Origin of the sequence: Citrobacter sp. R4 (assembly GCF_026719175.1) — a bacterium.
Lineage (GTDB): Bacteria > Pseudomonadota > Gammaproteobacteria > Enterobacterales > Enterobacteriaceae > Citrobacter_A > Citrobacter_A sedlakii.
The window spans coordinates 23610-42821 of sequence record NZ_JAPPSU010000008.1 but is presented as its reverse complement, the minus strand read 5'-3'; the positions used below and the strand labels follow the sequence as shown (position 1 = coordinate 42821).

The 19212-nt window shown below is 54.6% G+C and carries 25 protein-coding genes; 16 read left to right on the top strand and 9 right to left on the bottom strand.

Annotation, left to right across the window (positions count from 1 at the left end; translation table 11 throughout):
* Positions 1-3: 3 nt before the first annotated feature.
* The 3 genes from flgD to flgB are packed head-to-tail and all read right to left on the bottom strand — an operon-like array spanning position 4 to position 1538.
* Positions 4-702 (bottom strand): flagellar hook assembly protein FlgD, encoded by a 699-nt coding sequence (gene flgD / locus OOJ60_RS16690; protein ID WP_060571351.1) that lies wholly within the window; start codon positions 700-702, stop codon positions 4-6.
* An 11-nt stretch (positions 703-713) separates the two neighbouring features.
* Positions 714-1118, bottom strand: coding sequence for a flagellar basal body rod protein FlgC (gene flgC, locus OOJ60_RS16685; protein WP_042283764.1), 405 nt, complete (start codon positions 1116-1118; stop codon positions 714-716).
* A 3-nt stretch (positions 1119-1121) separates the two neighbouring features.
* A complete protein-coding gene (gene flgB / locus OOJ60_RS16680; RefSeq protein WP_042283766.1) occupies positions 1122-1538 on the bottom strand; it encodes a flagellar basal body rod protein FlgB in 417 nt (138 codons plus the stop codon).
* A gap of 156 nt (positions 1539-1694) precedes the next feature.
* Here flgB and flgA point away from each other — a divergent pair, with 156 nt between their 5' ends.
* The 3 genes from flgA (at position 1695) to flgN (ending at position 3167) form a co-directional block, all read left to right on the top strand.
* On the top strand, positions 1695-2354 hold the full coding sequence (flgA, locus tag OOJ60_RS16675) for a flagellar basal body P-ring formation chaperone FlgA (RefSeq protein WP_205612118.1): 660 nt from the start codon (positions 1695-1697) through the stop codon (positions 2352-2354).
* Between the two features lie 92 nt (positions 2355-2446).
* On the top strand, positions 2447-2740 hold the full coding sequence (gene flgM / locus OOJ60_RS16670) for a flagellar biosynthesis anti-sigma factor FlgM (protein ID WP_042283772.1): 294 nt from the start codon (positions 2447-2449) through the stop codon (positions 2738-2740).
* Positions 2741-2744: 4 nt separating this feature from the next.
* On the top strand, positions 2745-3167 hold the full coding sequence (gene flgN, locus OOJ60_RS16665; protein ID WP_042283774.1) for a flagella biosynthesis chaperone FlgN: 423 nt from the start codon (positions 2745-2747) through the stop codon (positions 3165-3167).
* Between the two features lie 94 nt (positions 3168-3261).
* On the opposite strand, the gene murJ is transcribed toward flgN, so the two are convergent.
* From murJ to rimJ, 4 genes are all read right to left on the bottom strand, one after another.
* The gene (murJ, locus tag OOJ60_RS16660; protein WP_205612119.1) at positions 3262-4797 is read right to left on the bottom strand and encodes a murein biosynthesis integral membrane protein MurJ; all 1536 of its coding nucleotides are present in this window, start codon (positions 4795-4797) and stop codon (positions 3262-3264) included.
* 109 nt (positions 4798-4906) lie between these two features.
* Positions 4907-5830, bottom strand: a complete 924-nt coding sequence (locus OOJ60_RS16655; protein WP_205612120.1) for a Gfo/Idh/MocA family protein — start codon at positions 5828-5830, stop codon at positions 4907-4909.
* Position 5831: 1 nt separating this feature from the next.
* A complete protein-coding gene (locus OOJ60_RS16650) occupies positions 5832-6482 on the bottom strand; it encodes a YceH family protein (RefSeq protein WP_181823042.1) in 651 nt (216 codons plus the stop codon).
* Positions 6483-6492: 10 nt separating this feature from the next.
* A complete protein-coding gene (gene rimJ, locus OOJ60_RS16645) occupies positions 6493-7077 on the bottom strand; it encodes a ribosomal protein S5-alanine N-acetyltransferase (protein WP_042283783.1) in 585 nt (194 codons plus the stop codon).
* A gap of 260 nt (positions 7078-7337) precedes the next feature.
* On the opposite strand from rimJ, the gene mdtH reads away from it, so the two are divergent.
* The 10 genes from mdtH to OOJ60_RS16595 all read left to right on the top strand — a co-directional run bounded on the left by mdtH (position 7338) and on the right by OOJ60_RS16595 (position 14792).
* A complete protein-coding gene (gene mdtH / locus OOJ60_RS16640) occupies positions 7338-8546 on the top strand; it encodes a multidrug efflux MFS transporter MdtH (RefSeq protein WP_042283786.1) in 1209 nt (402 codons plus the stop codon).
* Between the two features lie 63 nt (positions 8547-8609).
* Positions 8610-9257 (top strand): glutaredoxin 2, encoded by a 648-nt coding sequence (gene grxB, locus OOJ60_RS16635; protein ID WP_205612121.1) that lies wholly within the window; start codon positions 8610-8612, stop codon positions 9255-9257.
* Positions 9258-9386: 129 nt separating this feature from the next.
* Positions 9387-9947, top strand: a complete 561-nt coding sequence (locus OOJ60_RS16630; protein WP_042283790.1) for a lipoprotein — start codon at positions 9387-9389, stop codon at positions 9945-9947.
* Between the two features lie 102 nt (positions 9948-10049).
* The gene (pyrC, locus tag OOJ60_RS16625) at positions 10050-11096 is read left to right on the top strand and encodes a dihydroorotase (RefSeq protein WP_205612122.1); all 1047 of its coding nucleotides are present in this window, start codon (positions 10050-10052) and stop codon (positions 11094-11096) included.
* Between the two features lie 75 nt (positions 11097-11171).
* The gene (dinI, locus tag OOJ60_RS16620; RefSeq protein WP_042283794.1) at positions 11172-11417 is read left to right on the top strand and encodes a DNA damage-inducible protein I; all 246 of its coding nucleotides are present in this window, start codon (positions 11172-11174) and stop codon (positions 11415-11417) included.
* Positions 11418-11717: 300 nt separating this feature from the next.
* Positions 11718-11972, top strand: coding sequence for a biofilm formation regulator BssS (bssS, locus tag OOJ60_RS16615; RefSeq protein ID WP_042284725.1), 255 nt, complete (start codon positions 11718-11720; stop codon positions 11970-11972).
* A 130-nt stretch (positions 11973-12102) separates the two neighbouring features.
* On the top strand, positions 12103-13224 hold the full coding sequence (gene solA / locus OOJ60_RS16610; RefSeq protein WP_205612123.1) for an N-methyl-L-tryptophan oxidase: 1122 nt from the start codon (positions 12103-12105) through the stop codon (positions 13222-13224).
* Between the two features lie 49 nt (positions 13225-13273).
* Complete coding sequence (locus tag OOJ60_RS16605) at positions 13274-13387, top strand: YceO family protein (protein ID WP_042284727.1); 114 nt, start codon at positions 13274-13276, stop codon at positions 13385-13387.
* A gap of 260 nt (positions 13388-13647) precedes the next feature.
* Entirely contained in the window at positions 13648-14220 is a 573-nt protein-coding gene (locus OOJ60_RS16600; RefSeq protein ID WP_060571358.1) for a cytochrome b, read from the top strand.
* Positions 14217-14792: a YceI family protein gene (locus OOJ60_RS16595; protein ID WP_042283797.1), complete on the top strand. Its 576-nt coding sequence runs from the start codon at positions 14217-14219 to the stop codon at positions 14790-14792. The genes OOJ60_RS16600 and OOJ60_RS16595 overlap by 4 nt, the downstream gene beginning before the upstream one ends.
* A gap of 97 nt (positions 14793-14889) precedes the next feature.
* On the opposite strand, the gene trhO is transcribed toward OOJ60_RS16595, so the two are convergent.
* Entirely contained in the window at positions 14890-15942 is a 1053-nt protein-coding gene (gene trhO / locus OOJ60_RS16590) for an oxygen-dependent tRNA uridine(34) hydroxylase TrhO (protein ID WP_060571360.1), read from the bottom strand.
* A 225-nt stretch (positions 15943-16167) separates the two neighbouring features.
* On the opposite strand from trhO, the gene OOJ60_RS16585 reads away from it, so the two are divergent.
* From OOJ60_RS16585 to OOJ60_RS16575, 3 genes are all read left to right on the top strand, one after another.
* Positions 16168-17088, top strand: a complete 921-nt coding sequence (locus tag OOJ60_RS16585) for a Kdo(2)-lipid IV(A) acyltransferase (protein WP_205612124.1) — start codon at positions 16168-16170, stop codon at positions 17086-17088.
* A gap of 158 nt (positions 17089-17246) precedes the next feature.
* Positions 17247-18467 carry a multidrug efflux MFS transporter MdtG gene (gene mdtG / locus OOJ60_RS16580; protein WP_042284729.1) on the top strand — a complete coding sequence of 407 codons (1221 nt, stop codon included), beginning with the start codon at positions 17247-17249 and terminating at the stop codon, positions 18465-18467.
* A gap of 82 nt (positions 18468-18549) precedes the next feature.
* Positions 18550-18924, top strand: coding sequence for a MysB family protein (locus tag OOJ60_RS16575; protein ID WP_205612157.1), 375 nt, complete (start codon positions 18550-18552; stop codon positions 18922-18924).
* On the opposite strand, the gene OOJ60_RS16570 is transcribed toward OOJ60_RS16575, so the two are convergent.
* The gene (locus OOJ60_RS16570; protein WP_060571361.1) at positions 18925-19152 is read right to left on the bottom strand and encodes a YceK/YidQ family lipoprotein; all 228 of its coding nucleotides are present in this window, start codon (positions 19150-19152) and stop codon (positions 18925-18927) included.
* Positions 19153-19212 lie beyond the last annotated feature (60 nt).

Below are 19212 nucleotides of genomic sequence, written 5' to 3'. Positions count from 1 at the left end.
GGCTTAAATGATCTGCCGTACTTCGTCGAGGGTGGTGGTTCCGTAAGTGCCGAGATCGAGCGTATTGCCGCCGTTACTGCGGATCACCCCTTGCACCAGCGCAAACTGCAACGGCTGCGCCACCAGTTGCGTCGCGCCGTTGCTGGCGTTGATCGCCACGTTATACGAACCGTTTGGCGCCGTGGTGCCGTCGGTCAGTGTGCCGTCCCAGGTAAAGGTATGAACGCCCGCTTTCAGCGCGCCGATCTCAATAGTGCGCACCACTTTGCCGTCTTTATCGGTGATCGTGGCGGTGACTTTATCGGCGGGCTGCTGTAGCTCAACGCCAAACGGCGTGGTCGTGGTGGTCGCGCCCTCTTCCGTTCCCTTGCCCGCCAGAATCGTGGTGCCGGGGATCATCACCCCGTGACCAATCAGCGCGCTGGCCTGCAGCGACTGGCTGTTATCAATTTGGCCCGAAATAGCGCCCAGCGTGGTGTTAAGCTTTTCGATACCGCTGACGGTACTGATCTGCGCAAGCTGAGTGGTCAGCTCGTTGTTCTGCATCGGATTGGTGGGATCCTGGTTTTTCAGTTGCGCCACCAGCAGCGTCAGAAAGCTGCTTTGCAGATCGGAAGCGTTGCTGCCGGTCAGCGAGCTGCCGCTACCGGTACTCTTCACACCGGTGTTAGTCGGATCGTTAACGTTTACCGCGATAGACATTGCCGTCTCCTTTACTGGCCAAGTGTCAGCGTTTTAAGCATCATGCTTTTAACGGTGTTGAGAACTTCTACGTTTGCCTGATAGCTGCGGGAGGCGGACATGGTGTTGACCATTTCGCCCACCACATCCACGTTCGGCATTTTCACGTAGCCATTGGCGTCCGCCAGAGGATTACCCGGCTCATAGACCAGCTTGTCCGGCGCCTGGCTTTCAATCACGTTGGACACCTTCACGCCGCCCGTCGGCGCACCGGGTGCCGCATCCACCTGAAAAACCACCTGCTTCGCGCGATACGGCTGACCATCCGGTCCCGTCACGCTGTCGGCGTTCGCCAGATTACTGGCCGCCACGTTGAGGCGCTGGGATTGCGCCGTTAAGGCCGAACCGGCGATATCAAAAATATTCAGCAGCGCCACGGATTAGTTCCCTCCCTGTAGCACGTTCATCATGCCTTTAATCTGTCCGCTCAATGCGGTCAGGCTCATCTGGTATTTCAGGCTGTTATCTGCAAACTGCGTGCGCTCGCGGTCCATATCAACGGTATTGCCATCCAGCGACGGCTGGTCGGGAACGCGGTAAAGCAATTCCGTAGACGGTGACGAGAAGGTCTGGGCGGGAATGTGCTGCGCAGAGGTCAATGCCAGGGAAATACCGCTGGTTTCCGGCCTTCCCCGTACCATGACTTTTTTTAACTCACTCGCAAAATCCATATCGCGCGCCTGGTAACCCGGCGTGTCCGCGTTCGCGATGTTGGCAGCCAGTACCTCCTGCCGCTGCGCGCGCAGATTCAGCGCTTCCTGTTGAAAACGTAAAGCGGCATCGAGCTTATCGAGCATATCTCCCCCGCGGATGACAAAATTCAGCCGACAGCTTAAATCCCATTACGCGCGCGTTATCGCCGGAATAAACGCAAAATGCGTCGCTATTTATTGCGTTGATGGTTGCGTCACACGGGTAGAATCCTGTCATTGCTGAAACAGCGGGAGATGACAATGCAAACGTTAAAGCGTGGAATAGCCCTGGCGGCGCTGTTGTTCAGTCCCCTGACGCTGGCGCAGGATTTAAACGCCCAGTTGACTGACTGGTTTACCCGGCGGCTGGCCGGGTTTAGCGATGAGGTGGTTGTGACACTTCGTACCGCGCCGAATCTGTTGCCACGTTGTGAATCCCCCGCCTTTAGCGTAACCGGCAGCGCGAAGCTATGGGGAAACGTTAACGTGCTCACGCGCTGCGCCAACGAAAAGCGTTATTTGCAAGTCAATGTGCAGGCGACGGGAAACTATGTGGTCGCCGCGGGGCCCGTTGCGCGTGGCGGCAAGCTCGGACCTGCCAGCGTCACGTTAAAGCGTGGACGGCTGGATCAGTTGCCTCCGCGCACCGTGCTGGATATCAATCAGATTCAGGACGCGGTCAGCCTGCGCGATCTCGCGCCTGGACAACCGATTCAGCTTACGATGCTGCGCCAGGCCTGGCGAATCAAGGCCGGTCAGCGCGTGCTGGTGGTTGCCAGCGGCGAGGGATTTAGCGTTAATGCCGAAGGGCAGGCGCTGAACAACGCAGCGGTAGCCCAGAATGCGCGAGTGAGGATGTTATCGGGTCAGGTCGTCAGCGGTACCGTTGGTCCTGATGGGAATATTCTTATTAACCTGTAATCAGTTAAAGATTTTGTGGCGGCTGCCGATAGTGAAGAAACATTTGATGATAGCTGGCCGCGACAGCGTAGCCCCTCGATGAGGATGATAAAATGAGCATTGACCGTACCTCACCATTGAAACCCGTTAGCACCGTGCAACCGCGTGAAACCAGCGATACGCCGGTACAAAAGACCCGTCAGGAAAAAACCTCGACGGCAAACAGCACCAGCGTGACGTTAAGCGATGCTCAGGCCAAACTGATGCAGCCCGGCGCCAGCGATATCAACATGGAGCGCGTTGAAGCGTTAAAAACGGCGATTCGCAACGGCGAGCTGAAAATGGACACTGGCAATATTGCCGACGCGCTGATCCGCGAGGCGCAGAGCTATCTCCAGAGTAAATAAACGTATGACTCGTCTGGCAGAAATACTTGACCACATGACGGCAGTACTCAATGACCTGAAAAGGGTAATGGATGCCGAACAACAACAGCTTTCCGTCGGCCATATTAACGGTAGCCAGCTGCAGCGGATTACAGAAGAAAAAAGTTCTCTGCTGGCGACCCTTGACTACCTTGAACAGCAGCGACGCATTGAGCAGAATGCCGGGCATGGCGGCGATGACGATGTCAGCGCGCGCTGGCAGGCGATTACCGAAAAAACACAGCATCTGCGCGACCTGAACCAGCATAACGGCTGGCTGCTGGAGGATCAGATAGTTCGCAACCGACAGGCGCTCGACGTGCTGAAACCGTATCAGGAACCGACGCTTTACGGCGCGAACGGTCAAACTGCCTCAGCCCACCGCGGTGGGAAAAAATTCTCTATTTAGCGTTGCCCGATGTCGCCCGGCGTTTCAGGCATTCGCAATGACGATCGACACAGGCCGGAAAAGGCGGAACGCCGCCCTCCGGCAATGACCACCATTACGCCGTCCGGCGCGCAAACTCTTTCACTTCAAAGCCCAGCACCGCCAGCGCGGCAAAGTAAGCGGCAGCGCCAGCCACCACCACCGCCATCAGGCGTAGCAGACGCCACGGCATCGTACCCTGGGACCATTCCGGCATGATGTGCAGCATTCCCACCAGCACAGCGGACATCACCAGCACCGCAATGACCAGACGCGAGAAAAAGCCCAGCCAGCCCGGCTGCGGCGTAAAAATGTCCTGCTTGCGTAACTGCCAGTACAGCAGGGAAGCATTGAGGCAGGCGGCAAGACCGATCGAAAGAGACAGCCCCGCGTGCTTCAGCGGGCCAATAAACGCCAGGTTCATCAACTGGGTCATGATCAACGTCACAATCGCGATTTTAACCGGCGTTTTGATGTCCTGACGAGAGTAGAAGCCCGGCGCCAGCACTTTTACCACGATTAATCCCATCAGCCCCACCGAATAGGCTATCAACGCTTTTTGCGTCATCAGCGCGTCAAAGGCGGTAAATTTACCGTACTGAAACAGCGAGACGGTCAGCGGCCCGGAGAGGATCCCCAGGGCCACCGCGCTTGGCAGCGCCAGCAGAAAGCACAGACGCAGCCCCCAGTCCATCAGGCGGCAATACTCGTCATGATTGCCGCTGGCAAAACTTTTCGACAGCGACGGCAGCAGGATGGTCCCCAGCGCCACGCCCAGTACGCCGGACGGAAACTCCATAAGGCGATCCGCGTAGTACATCCACGATACCGATCCCGACGTCAGAAACGAGGCGAAAATGGTGTTGATAATCAGAGAGATTTGGCTGACCGACACCCCCAGGATCGCCGGCCCCATTTGTTTGACTACCCGCATCGCCCCCGCATCGCGGAAATTAATGCGCGGCAGTACCAGCATGCCGATTTTCTTCAGGTGAGGCAGTTGGTACACCAGTTGCAGCACCCCGCCTGCAGTCACCGCCCACGCCAGCGCCAGTACCGGTGGGTTAAAATAAGGCGCCGCGAACAGTGCGAAGCCGATCATGCTGATGTTCAGAAAGGTCGGCGCAAACGCCGGGATCGAGAAGCGGTTCCAGGTATTGAGGATCGCCCCCACCAGCGAGGCCAGTGAAATCAGCAAAATATAGGGAAAGGTGATCTGCAGCAGTTTGGTGGTCAGCGCGAATTTATCGGCAGTATCGGCAAAGCCAGGCGCGGTCACCATGATCACCCACGGCGCGGCCAGCATCCCGAGGATTGTCACCACCGCCAGTGCCAGCGTCAGCAGTCCCGACACATACGAGACAAATACCCGGGTCGCATCTTCGCCCTGCTTACTTTTGTATTCCGCCAGAATCGGCACAAAAGCCTGAGAAAATGCGCCTTCGGCAAAAATGCGGCGTAACAGATTAGGTAATTTGAATGCCACAAAAAAGGCGTCGGTCGCCATACCTGCGCCAAAGATTCTGGCGACAATCGCATCACGCGCAAAGCCAAGCACGCGCGAAAACATGGTCATTGAGCTGACGGCCGCCAGCGATTTCAATAAGTTCATTTCTTGTTATTCCACACCCTACGGCAAAACGCCTGCAGTGCAGGCGTTGGAAGAGGCGCTTAGTCTACCGTGATTATGCTGAATTACTACCGGCAGTTGTGACAGATGATTATTCGCTCATCGCCTCGCGCCAGAGCTTTTCCACTACCCGCTGGGCCAGGATCGCCTGCTCGCCAGCGGTTTCCGGAACCGTCTGATTCTGCACGCATTCGATAAAATGACGCGCGCAACCGGCGAAACCGCGCTGTTCAAGGGTGCTCTGCCAGCCGGGAATAGGTTTATGCACCACCCCCTGCCCGCGCTCCTCGCGCCATTCGCGCATATCGGTAACATCAATCAGGCCGCCGTCGGTCACCGCCTGCACCCATTCCCGCTGGCTTCCCGCCCGACGGTGCATACTGGTGGTGATGTGGAGGCGGCTGGTGGCGAAATGGTGTTCCGCATACAGCATTTCGCCTGCGTCGTTGGTTTGCAGACTCCCGCTGCTGAGCGCGGCAGTCCCGCCCGCCAGCCACAGCGCGGTGTCGACAACGTGCAGATAATCATCGAGCAGGGTGAACCGCAGGTCGTGTGGTCCCACGCTGTCGGTACGGTGTTTATCCATGCGCAGCGAAGCGGCGTTGCCGAGCTCCGCTTTCAGTTCGCGGTACAGCGGTGCAAAGCGGCGGTTAAAGCCAACCATCAACGTGAGCTTTTTCTCCGCCGCCAGCGCCACCAGCCGTTCAGCATCACGCAGGTTCTCAGCCAGCGGCTTGTCGACACAGACATGCACCCCCGCATTCAGCAATTCACTGACGACCGCATAATGGCTTGCGGTGCTTGAGTGGACGAAAACCGCGTCGCAGTCGCTTGCCAGGCTGGTCAGCGAGCCCGCGTAAGGGATGCGCCAGCTTGCACAGATTTTCTCTGCTTTTTCGCGCGATGGCGACCACGCAGCCTGGAGCGTCCAGTCTGCGGATGCGCCTAAAACCGGCAACCAGGCTTTTTGCGCGATACCGCCCAATCCAACCACCCCGATGCGTAATTTTTTCACGTTACTCCCCCAGGTGCGCCAACAGTGACTCGAGTCGTTGCCTGAGCTCCGCAACCTCACTTTCCAGCGCCTCTACCCGCGCCAGCAGATCGCCTGACGCCGCGGAGACGCCCGCGTCGCTTGCCAATGCCAGTTCATCCACTTCGCCGCAAAACAAATGCATGAAACGGCTTTCGCGCTTACCCGGTTCACGCGCCAGACGAACAACGTAAGGGCCATCCTCGCGCGTCGCCAGTTGTTCCAGCGTGGCGTCAACTTCAGCCATGTCGCTAAACTCATACATCCGCGAGGCGCGGCTACGCAATTCCCCTGGCGTTTGCGCCCCGCGCAGCAGCAACGTCGTGACCAGCGCCACTTCCGCCGGGCTCAGCTTCAGGTTACCGAATTCGGAATTACAGAAGCGCTGTTCATATTTGGTGACGCGATTGCCAAAACCGCTCACCGTGCGCAGGAAGTGACGTTTAACCAGATTATCAAGCTGTTCCTGCACCTCGTGTTCCGACAGGTTCATCACCGGTTCGCGGTTGGTCTTCTGGTTACAGGCGGTGACCACGCCGTTCACGGAAAGCGGATACTGTTCTGGTGTCGTGACCTGTTTTTCCAGCAGGCAACCAATCACGCGGGCTTCCGTGGCGGTTAATTCGTATTTCATTATTTTCTCCTCACCGTCCGGGGGTCCATTCCGTTGTCGTTAACGCCGTCAGCACGTGGTCGCGCCACTGCCCGTCAATCAACAGATAATCTTTGGCGTAACCCTCTTTCTCAAAGCCGAGTCGCGCCAGTAAATCACCGCTGCGTTTATTGTGCGGCATGTAGTTTGCCATAATGCGATGAATATGTTGCGTGCGCTGCATATAGCGAATAGCGGCGCTAAGCGCTTCAAACATCAGCCCTTGTCCCTGCCATTTTTGCGCAATCGAATAGCCCAGATAACAGGCATGAAATGAACCGCGGACCACGTTTGAAAAGTTTGCCACGCCGATGATCTCTTTTTCTTCCGGGTCAAGCAGCGCAAAGTAAAAGGCAGAGCCCTGCTTATGAAATTCGCTAATCATACTCAGCCGTGCCTGCCATCCGGAAGGATAGCAGTGGCTTTCATCGCGAATCGGTTCCCAGGGCTTTAAAAAATGACGATTTTCCGCGTAATAGTCCGCCAGACGCCAGGCATCACGCTCATGCACTAAACGCACGACCAGACGGTCAGTGGTTAAGCGCACTTTTGGCACGTTACTGCGATAGCCAAACATAGATATTTCAACTCCTTCCCGAATCGTCATGACACCCTGATTCACTTACTATACCTGTGCAAAACCGCCCTGTGAAAAGCACGATTTGCCATTATTTGAATTATTCCTGCATTTTGATAAAAACTCTCTATCAAGACGGACTTTTGATAAAAAAATATTGTCCCGGTCAGGGGTGGGCAAAAAGAGAGCAAAGCCGCAGAATAGAATCCTCTTCGCTCTGTCTACTCGGAATATTGAGAGTATTTTCCCGGGAGGGGAAAATGTCGCGCACCTCGCAGGCCAGGAACCTGGGTAAATATTTCCTGCTCATCGATAACATGCTGGTCGTGTTAGGCTTTTTCGTCGTGTTCCCGCTGATCTCCATTCGCTTTGTTGACCAAATGGGCTGGGCCGCCGTCATGGTCGGGATTGCCCTGGGTCTGCGTCAGTTCATTCAGCAGGGACTGGGCATTTTTGGCGGCGCGATTGCCGACCGTTTTGGCGCCAAGCCCATGATCGTCACCGGTATGCTGATGCGCGCCGCCGGGTTCGCCACTATGGGAATCGCCCATGAACCCTGGCTGCTGTGGTTTTCCTGCTTTCTCTCCGGTCTCGGCGGGACACTTTTCGATCCGCCCCGCTCTGCGTTGGTGGTTAAACTGATCCGCCCGCAGCAACGCGGTCGTTTTTTTTCACTGCTGATGATGCAGGACAGCGCAGGCGCGGTAATTGGCGCGCTGTTAGGCAGTTGGCTGTTACAGTATGATTTTCGTCTGGTGTGCGCGGTAGGCGCGGTGCTGTTTGTTTTATGCGCGGGCTTTAATGCCTGGCTGCTGCCCGCGTGGAAGCTGTCGACTGTGCGTATTCCGGTGCGTGAAGGGATGCGCCGCGTACTTAATGACAAGCGCTTTGTCACCTATGTGCTCACACTGGCGGGCTATTATATGCTGGCGGTTCAGGTCATGCTCATGCTGCCGATAATGGTCAATGACATTGCCGGTTCACCGGCAGCGGTAAAATGGATGTACGCCATTGAAGCCTGCCTGTCGCTGACGTTGCTCTACCCCATCGCCCGCTGGAGCGAAAAACGTTTTCGTCTTGAGCACCGGTTGATGGCCGGGCTGCTGCTGATGTCACTCAGCATGCTGCCTGTCGGCCTGGTCAGCGATTTACAGCAGTTGTTCACCCTGATTTGCACCTTTTACATTGGTTCGATAATCGCTGAACCGGCGCGGGAAACGCTGAGCGCGTCGCTGGCGGATGCCCGGGCGCGCGGCAGTTACATGGGCTTTAGCCGTCTTGGTTTAGCCATTGGCGGCGCGATAGGCTATATCGGCGGCGGCTGGCTGTTTGATATGGGAAAATTGCTCCAGCAGCCAGAGCTGCCGTGGATGATGCTCGGCATTATTGGCGGTATCACCTTCCTCGCGTTAGGCTGGCAGTTCAGCCATAAACGCACACCGCGAGGTATGCTCGAACCGGGCGCCTGATTTGATACCTGCTCGCGTCTCCTCCATACTGACAAAGAACCGACAGTAAAATGGAGGAGAAACGTGAAGCTTTATATTTACGATCACTGCCCTTTCTGCGTCAAAGCCCGCATGATTTTCGGCCTCAAAAACATTCCCGTCGAACTGAACGTCCTGGCCAACGATGACGATGCCACGCCGACCCGTATGGTTGGTCAGAAAATGGTGCCGATTCTGCAAAAAGACGACAGCCGCTATATGGCGGAAAGCATGGACATTGTGCATTACGTCGACAACATTGATGGCAAGCCGCTGCTGACCGGCAAGAAGGTTCCGGCTATTGACGAATGGCTGCGTAAAGTGAACAGCTACGCTAACCATCTGCTCCTGCCGCGCTTTGCTAAATCAGCCTTTGACGAATTTTCCACGCCATCAGCCCGTCAGTACTTTACGCAAAAGAAAGAGGCAATGATCGGCAGTTTTGCCGACCATCTGGCTCACTCTGCGGGGCTGACGAAAAAAATCAGCGACGACCTCCGGGCGCTGGATAAGCTGATCGTTCAGCCCAACGCCGTCAACGGCGAACTGTCCGAAGACGATATTCAGCTTTTTCCCCTGCTGCGCAACCTGACGCTGGTGGCAGGCATGAACTGGCCGACGCGTGTGGCGGACTATCGCGACAATATGGCAAAACAGACACAGGTCAATCTGTTATCATCCATGGCGATATAACCTTCGCTGGCGGCGGCATCGTTTCGCATGTCGCCGCTATTTTCAGTTTTTTCTACTGGCGCGGTTTGTGCCGGTAACACATGCTGCTCAGGTCAGGATTTTGACAATGGCAACATGTCGAGGAACCTCATGAAGACGATTTTTTTTGCCGCTGCGCTGATGGTTGGCGGCCTGCTGGTCGGCTGTAACCAGCTCACGCAGTACACGGTAAGCGAACAGGAAATTAATCAGGCACTTGAAAAACATAACAATTTTTCTAAAGATATTGGCTTACCTGGCGTCGCCGACGCCCATATCGTGCTGAATAATCTGGCGAGCCAGATCGGTCGCGAAGAACCGAATAAAGTTACCCTCACCGGCGATGCGAACCTGGACATGAATTCGCTGTTTGGCAGTCAGAAAGCGACCATCAAGTTGAAACTGAAAGCGCTACCGGTATTCAACAAGGATAAAGGCGCCATCTTCCTGCAGGAGATGGAAGTGGTGGATGCTACCGTCACGCCGGAGAAAATGCAGAGCGTCATGCAAACGTTGATGCCCTATCTGAATCAGTCGCTGCGCAACTATTTTAATCAGCAGCCGGCTTACGTACTGCGTGAAGACGCCAGCAAAGGCGAGGCGATGGCGAAGAAATATGCCAAAGGCATTGAGGTGAAACCGGGCGAAATCATTATCCCGTTCACGGACTAAATGACAAGGGCGCTCCGGCGCCTTTTTTTACGTGCAAACGAAAACGTTTCCGCTTATCCTTTGTGTCCGGCAAAAATGACATTCCCCAGCCGGAGCATATTGATGACAGCACCCTCCCAGGTTTTAAAAATCCGCCGCCCAGACGACTGGCACCTTCACCTTCGCGATGGCGACATGTTGAAAACGGTCGTGCCGTACACCAGTGAAATTTATGCTCGCGCCATTGTGATGCCGAATCTCGCGCCGCCGGTCACCACGGTGGATGCGGCTATCGCCTACCGTCAGCGCATTCTTGATGCGGTGCCTGCCGGGCATTCATTTACCCCGCTGATGACCTGCTATTTAACGGACACACTGGATCCGGATGAGCTGGAACGCGGCTTCCGCGAAGGGGTGTTCACCGCGGCAAAACTGTATCCGGCGAATGCCACCACCAACTCCAGCCACGGGGTGACCTCCGTCGACGCCATTATGCCGGTGCTGGAACGGATGGAAAAACTCGGTATGCCGCTGCTGGTCCACGGTGAAGTCACCCACGCGGATATTGATATTTTCGACCGCGAAGCGCGTTTTATCGAGACCGTCATGGAACCGCTGCGGCAGCGGCTGCCCGCGCTGAAGGTAGTCTTTGAACATATCACCACCAAAGATGCCGCCGACTATGTCCGCGAGGGCAACGAACTGCTGGCGGCGACAATTACCCCCCAACATCTGATGTTCAACCGCAATCATATGCTGGTGGGTGGGATTCGCCCTCACCTGTACTGCCTGCCCATCCTGAAACGTAACGTTCATCAGCAGGCGCTGCGTGAACTGGTTGCCAGCGGCTTTGCGCGCGCATTCCTTGGAACCGACTCCGCTCCCCACGCACGGCACCGCAAAGAGTCGAGCTGCGGCTGCGCAGGCTGCTTTAACGCGCCGACGGCGCTGGCGAGCTATGCCACTGTCTTTGAAGAGATGAACGCGTTAGCGCATTTTGAGGCATTTTGTTCACTGAACGGACCGCGCTTTTACGGGCTGCCGGTTAACGACACTTTTGTTGAACTGGTACGCGAAGATCGGCAGGTGCCGGAAAGCATCCATGTTGCGGATGACACGCTGGTGCCGTTCCTCGGAGGTGAAACAGTACGTTGGTCCGTTAAAGCATAAAAAAATCAGCGCCGCCTGTTGTCAGTGAGTTATTTTAACTGTATAAATAACCAGTATATTCAACAGGGGGCCATTATGCGTATTGAAGTCACTATTGCAAAAACTTCTCCGTTGCCAGCAGGCGCTATCGACGCGCTGGCTGGCGAACTCTCCCGCCGTATCACCCATCATTTTCCCGATAACGACGGAAACGTCACCGTGCGTTATGCCGCCGCGAATAATTTGTCCGTGATTGGCGCGACAAAAGAAGATAAACAGCGTATCAGCGAAATCCTCCAGGAAACCTGGGAGAGCGCGGACGACTGGTTTATTACCGACTAAAAAAGCTGTGCTGTTGTGTGTTTGCCGGGTCGCCCCGGCTTTTTTTACCACGCCATCTTTCCTGAACCGATAAACGGTTATAATTTCACCTATACTCAAAATAATTGGACAACTTACTTAAAATTAATGAACAAGAAGGTGATTAATTCCCCACAATATTCCTAAAAAGGAGAAATTTATCCTTTTCCCCCTTTAAATTTACCGTGAATACCCTTATTTATTGATATACTGAAGTTGCTTCAGATAAAAACGCATTGAACCTCGAAAACCGTTGTCTTGTAACACGAATTAGGGGGCATGATGGAAAAGAATAATGAAGTCATTCAGACTCATCCGCTTGTGGGATGGGACATCAGCACCGTGGATAGCTATGATGCGCTGATGCTGCGTTTGCACTACCAGACCCCAAATCGCCCTGAAACGGACGGAACGGAAATAGGCCAAACGCTCTGGTTAACCACCGATGTTGCCAGACAATTCATTTCGATCTTAGAAGCGGGTATCGCCAAAATAGAATCTGGCGATTACCAGGAAAATGAGTACCGTCGTCATTAACGAGACGGTGATGACCACTCACAAAAGGCACCTTCATGGTGCCTTTGCCGTTTCTGGTTTGTATCACATGGGTTGTATAACGGCGTTCACTTAATTACCCTGCCCCTATCGCGACAGCAGAGAGAACCCCATGAATTACGATTTAATCATCATTGGCAGCGGCTCCGTCGGTGCGGCCGCCGGTTATTATGCCACTCGCGCCGGGCTAAACGTGCTGATGACGGATGCCCATATGCCGCCGCATCAGCAAGGCAGCCACCACGGCGACACGCGACTGATCCGACACGCTTACGGCGAAGGCGAGAAGTACGTGCCGCTGGTGCTGCGCGCCCAGGCGCTTTGGGATGCGCTTTCCACCCATAGCGACGAGCCGATCTTTGTTCGTTCCGGCGTCATTAATCTTGGCCCGGTCGATTCCCCATTTCTTGCAAACGTCGCCCACAGTGCGAAACAGTGGCAGCTTAACGTCGAGCATATGGACGCTGCCGCTGTCATGGCGCGCTGGCCCGAAATCCGCGTTCCGGATGACTATATTGGTCTGTTTGAAGCAGACTCCGGATTTGTCCGTAGCGAGCTGGCTATCGCCACCTGGATACGCCTGGCGAAAGAAGCTGGCTGCGCACAGCTGTTCAACTGCCCGGTCACGGCAATCCGTCATGACGAAGACGGCGGCGTCACGGTTGAAACAGCCGACGGCGAGTACCGCGCGAAAAAAGCGCTGGTCAGCACTGGCACCTGGGTGCGCTCGCTGCTCCCCGAACTGCCGATCCAACCGGTGCGCAAAGTCTTCGCCTGGTACCAGGCTGACGGACGCTACAGCGGTAAAAACAACTTTCCGGCGTTTACCGGGGAACTGCCGAACGGCGACCAGTATTACGGTTTCCCGGCAGAAAACGACGCGCTGAAGATCGGCAAGCACAACGGTGGTCAGCGTATCCAGTCAGAAGATGAGCGTACACCGTTTGCCAGCGTCGCCAGCGATGGCGCAGAGGCGTTTCCGTTTCTGCGTAACGTGCTGCCCGGCATTGGTTGTTGTCTGCATGGCGCCGCCTGTACTTATGACAACTCGCCGGATGAAGACTTCATCATCGACACCCTGCCTGGTCACGACAACACGCTGATTGTCACCGGACTTAGCGGACATGGTTTTAAATTTGCCCCGGTCCTCGGTGAGATCGCCGCCAATTTCGCGCAGGACAAACCATCCGGTTTTGACCTTACGCCATTCCGGCTGTCTCGCTTTACGGCATAATTCCCCCATGGCCTCGCCCTGAGGCCATTTTTATGTGGTGAACAACATTATGCGTCGTCTGATTCATTACCTTGCTAACAATATTCGCGAACATCTGGTGCTCTACGTTATTTTGTGGTCGCTACTGCTCGTTCTGGATATTATTTATATCCTGTTCTTCTAAGCGCGATGCTTGACAATTTTTGACAAAAGCTGAAGTAAAGCGGATTCTCATTGGGATTTTTTGAACGATATCCTTTCTCTCCTGACGCAGCTCTGCGGTTATAAAAAAGCTTTCTGCGCGAATTCCTTGATTGTTTCATAAAAGTTAAATCAAAATTATTGATTAAATTTAAAATAACGCCAGGGTTGTTATTTTTTAGTTGCAATAATGTCTATTCCACGCCATTTTCATTCAATCCCGAAATATTAAATGGTGTGTTTATGCAGTTATCAAATACTCCTCAACGTTATGGTTATCTCTCCGTTGCGCTGCACTGGCTCACCGCCGTGGTGGTCTACGGGATGTTTGGCCTTGGATTGTGGATGGTGTCGCTCAGTTATTACGATAGCTGGTATCACCAGGGGCCGGAACTGCACAAAAGTATCGGCATTTTGCTGATGTTCGGTCTGCTGGTGCGCGTCGTGTGGCGTGTTATCTCGCCGCCGCCTGCCGCGCTGAAAAGCTACTCTACTCTCACCCGTATTGGCGCAACGCTGGGTCATATCACGCTGTATCTGCTGCTGTTTGCCATTGTCATCAGCGGTTATTTGATCTCAACCGCTGACGGCAAGCCGATCAGCGTATTCGGCTGGTTTGAGATTCCGGCGACCTTCGCCGACGCAGGCGTCCAGGCTGACCTCGCCGGTAGCGTACATCTCTGGCTGGCCTGGACGGTTGTCATTCTTTCCGTTCTGCATGGCCTGATGGCCTTCAAACACCACTTTATCGATAAAGACGACACCCTGAAACGCATGTTGGGGAAATCGTCATCTGACTATGGAGCTCAAAAATGAAAAAAAGCCTGCTGGGTTTAACCCTCGCCTCTTTGCTGTTTACTACCGGTTCCGCCGTGGCGGCCGACTATAAGATTGACAAAGAAGGACAACATGCCTTTGTTAATTTCCGTATTCAGCATTTAGGCTACAGCTGGTTGTACGGGACGTTTAAAGACTTTGACGGCACCTTTACCTTCGATGAGAAAGATCCTACTGCGGATAAAGTCAATGTCACCATTAACACCAATAGCGTTGATACCAACCACGCCGAGCGTGATAAGCACCTGCGCAGCGCTGATTTCCTGAACGTGGCGAAGTTCCCGCAGGCCACCTTTACCTCCACCAGCGTGAAGAAAGACGGCGATGAACTGGATATCACCGGTAATCTGACCTTAAACGGCGTTACCAAACCCGTCACCCTGGAAGCGAAGCTGATCGGTCAGGGGGATGACCCGTGGGGGGGAAAACGCGCAGGCTTTGAAGCGGAAGGCAAAATTAAGCTGAAAGACTTCAATATTACTAAGGACTTGGGTCCGGCATCACAGGAGGTAGATTTGATTATCTCCGTGGAAGGCGTGCAGCAAAAATAAACCTGGCGAGAAGCCCGATGGGGTTACGCTTGTCGGGCCTGAAAAATGGCAATCCAGGGTTGGCCGGATGAGGCGTTTCATCGCCATCCGGCCAGAGTTATTCGGCAGGGTCTGGAATACCGAGAGCGGTATTCAAACGGCCACGAGACTTATTGAAAATCTTATTGCCATTTTCGCGCCCCGCGCGGCGGCGGCGTTGTTCGTCTTCCGGCAATGCGCTCTCTTCACAGCACAGCTCGCTGCAGCACCCCTTAAACTTCTCTGCGCAATCCGGGCACTGAATGAACAACAGATGACAACCGTCGTTTTTGCAGTTGGTGTGGCTGTCGCACGGCGCACCGCACTGGTGACAGTGCGCAATCACCTCATCGGAAATACGCTCACCCATACGCTCGTCAAACACGAAGTTTTTACCGATAAAGCGCACCGGTAACCCCTGTTCGCGGGCTTTACGCGCATATTCGATAATACCGCCTTCAATGTGCCACACCTTATTAAAGCCATTATGCTTCATCCAGGCGCTGGCCTTTTCACAGCGAATACCACCGGTGCAGTACATCACAATCTTTTTATCTTTGTGCCCCTGCATCATCTCAACCGCTTTTGGCAACTGCTCGCGGAACGTGTCAGCCGGAATTTCCAGTGCGTTCTCAAAGTGGCCCACTTCGTACTCATAGTGATTACGCATGTCGATAAACACAGCGTCCGGATCGTCAAGCATGGCGTTCACCTCGGCGGCCTTGAGGTAGTCTCCAACGTTGCTGGCGTCAAAGTCCGGATCCTCAATGCCATCAGCCACAATGCGGTCACGCACTTTCATGCGCAGGACCCAAAAGGATTTGCCGTCATCATCCAGTGCGATGTTCAGACGCAGCCCCTCCAGCGCGGGATCGAAGGCGTACAACTGCTGGCGGAAGCGCTCAACCTGACTTTGCGGCACGCTGATCTGGGCATTGATCCCCTCGTGCGCCAGATAGACGCGACCAAAAACGTTCAACGACGTTAAGGTTTGATACAGCGCATCACGGGTGGCCTGGGGGTTTTCAATGGTAAAATATTTATAGAATGAGATCGTCGTGCGGGGTTCAGTTTCCGCCAGCATCCTGGCTCTGAGCACATCATTGGAAATGCGGTTGTGTAACACTGGCATGGTGTACGGTTCCTGCAATAGGTGGAAAACAAAATCGGGCGGCATCATATAGCAATCGCTGCCAATTTACATCCACACATTTTGCGCTACATTTCATGCTTCACGCTAAAAAATTCACAACATTTGTTCTTTTTGTCACCACTCTCCGGACGCAAATTTTTGCTGGACGCGAAAAAGTGCGACAATACAGATAATTGCCCGTTTTACGTTCACTACAGGAATGAGATGACGAATTTACCTAAGTTCTCCGCAGCATTACTGCATCCACGGTACTGGTTAACCTGGCTCGGTATTGGCGCACTTTGGTTGGTCGTGCAGTTGCCCTACCCGCTGATCTATCGTACAGGACACGCGATGGGACGTCTGGCGCTTCGCCTGATGAAGCGCCGTGCGAAAATTGCGTATCGCAATCTTGAGCTCTGCTTTCCGCAGATGAACGAGCAGGAACGCCACGAGATGGTGGTCAAAAACTTTGAATCAGTCGGCATGGGTGTGATGGAAACCGGCATGGCGTGGTTCTGGCCCGATCGCCGCGTATCTCGCTGGACGGAAGTGATCGGTATGGAACATATTCGCGACGTTCAGGCGCAGCAACGTGGCATTCTGCTGGTGGGGCTGCACTTTCTGACGCTTGAACTGGGCGCGCGGCAGTTTGGTCTACAGGAGCCGGGGATTGGCGTTTACCGACCAAACGATAATCCGCTGATTGACTGGCTGCAAACCTGGGGCAGGATGCGCTCCAATAAATCTATGCTCGATCGCAAAGATCTGAAAGGCATGATCAAAGCGCTGAAGAAAGGAGAAGTGGTCTGGTACGCCCCGGACCACGACTACGGCCCGCGCGCCAGCGTATTTGTGCCGCTGTTCGCCGTCGACCAGGCCGCCACCACTTCGGGCACCTGGATGCTTTCGCGCATGTCCAACGCCTGCCTGGTGCCGTTTGTGCCGCGACGGAAACCTGACGGTAAAGGGTATCAGCTTATCATGCTGCCGCCGGAATGCTCGCCGCCGCTGGATGATGCGGAAACCACCGCCGCCTGGATGAACAAAATTGTGGAAAAGTGCATCATGATGGCGCCTGAACAATATATGTGGCTGCATCGCCGCTTTAAAACGCGCCCTGAAGGTGTTCCTTCCCGTTATTGAGTGTTCTTTTCGCAGCCCGCTATGGGCTGCCTTTCCCCCTCTTTTAGCTTTAAAAGCGCCTCACATTGCAGGGTTCACGGGTCCGGAGCATACTTAAGTCACGTTAGAATAAATTGTTTTTTCATCCTGCGCTGCCGCGCAACAAACTGCGGATCGCTATGTCACCCTCTGATACACCAATAAACTGGAAACGCAATCTCACCGTCGCCTGGCTCGGCTGCTTCCTGACCGGCGCCGCCTTCAGCCTGGTGATGCCCTTTCTGCCGCTCTACGTCGAACAGCTCGGCGTAACGGGCCATAGTGCGCTGAATATGTGGTCCGGCCTGGTGTTCAGCATCACCTTTTTGTTTTCCGCCATCGCCTCGCCGTTCTGGGGAGGACTCGCCGATCGCAAGGGCAGAAAGATGATGCTGCTGCGTTCTGCACTGGGCATGGCGATCGTCATGCTGCTGATGGGCATGGCGCAAAATATCTGGCAGTTTTTGGCACTGCGCGCCCTTCTGGGTCTGCTTGGCGGGTTTATTCCTAACGCCAACGCGCTGATCGCCACCCAGGTGCCGCGCAACAAAAGCGGTTGGGCGCTGGGCACGCTGTCAACCGGCGGCGTCAGCGGCGCGCTGCTCGGCCCGCTGGCAGGCGGTCTCCTTGCCGATCAGTATGGCCTGCGTCCGGTGTTTTTTATCACCGCCAGCGTCCTGCTGGTCTGCTTTCTGCTGACGCTGTTTTTTATTCGTGAAAACTTCACGCCCGTCAGCAGGAAAGAGATGCTTCACGTTCGTGAGGTTGTCGCCTCGCTGAAAAATCCCAGACTGGTGCTCAGCCTGTTCGTCACCACGCTGATTATTCAGGTCGCGACCGGCTCTATTGCGCCAATACTGACGCTATACGTACGCGAACTGGCGGGCAACGTCAGCAATATCGCGTTTATCAGCGGGATGATCGCCTCGGTGCCAGGCGTTGCGGCTCTGCTCAGCGCTCCGCGCCTGGGTAAACTGGGCGACCGTATCGGTCCGGAAAAAATCCTGATCGTCGCGTTAATTATCTCCGTTTTGCTGCTGATCCCAATGTCTTTCGTACAGACGCCGTGGCAGTTAGCGATCCTGCGCTTTTTACTCGGCGCCGCAGACGGCGCGCTGTTACCCGCAGTACAAACGTTGCTTGTCTATAATTCGACCAATCAAATCGCCGGGCGCATCTTCAGCTACAATCAGTCATTTCGTGATATCGGTAATGTGACCGGGCCATTAATGGGCGCGGCGATCTCCGCCAGCTACGGTTTTCGCGCTGTCTTTCTGGTCACGGCGGGCGTGGTGCTGTTTAATGCCGTTTATTCCTGGTACAGTTTGCGCCGTCGCGCCGTGTCGCGCGTGACTGGATGATTTTTCAGGATTCATCCTTGCAAAATCCCAGAATCAGCTATTCTTTCCCTGAATACTTCATCGCATTAAAGGGAGAAACATGATGACTATGTACGCAACGCTGGAAGAAGCCATTGACGCCGCCCGTGAAGAGTTTCTGGCTGACAATCCAGGCCTGGAACAAGATGACGCCAGTATCCAACAGTTCAACGTGCAAAAATATGTGCTTCAGGATGGCGACATCATGTGGCAGGTTGAATTTTTTGCCGACGAAGGCGAAGAAGGAGAATGTCTGCCATTGCTCAGCGGTGAAGCCGCGCAAAGTGTTTTTGACGGCGATTATGATGAGATTGAAATCCGTCAGGAATGGCTGGAAGAAAATACGCTTCACGAATGGGATGAGGGTGAGTTTCAGCTTGAGCCGCCGCTGGATACCGAAGAAGGTCAGGCTGCGGCCGATGAGTGGGACGCGCGTTAATTAGTCATAGGGACCGTGATGCATGTCGAGCGGGAGCAGCAGGGTGTCAAACACCAGCGAGAACGGCAGATCGAGTATGGTAAGGTAGCGCCAGGCTGAATCCCGCACGTCCCATTGAACACCCGGATAGTACTGGTTACCGTGCCCCTGTCCGGGGATGGTCCGGCTGATGACGCTACCGCATCCAGACAACAGCATCACCATCATAGCCACCGCAATGACGCGCATAATCTCCCTCCCCACCCTTATTCTTCGTGGAAAAAAATACCGGCGCAAGCCGGTATTTAA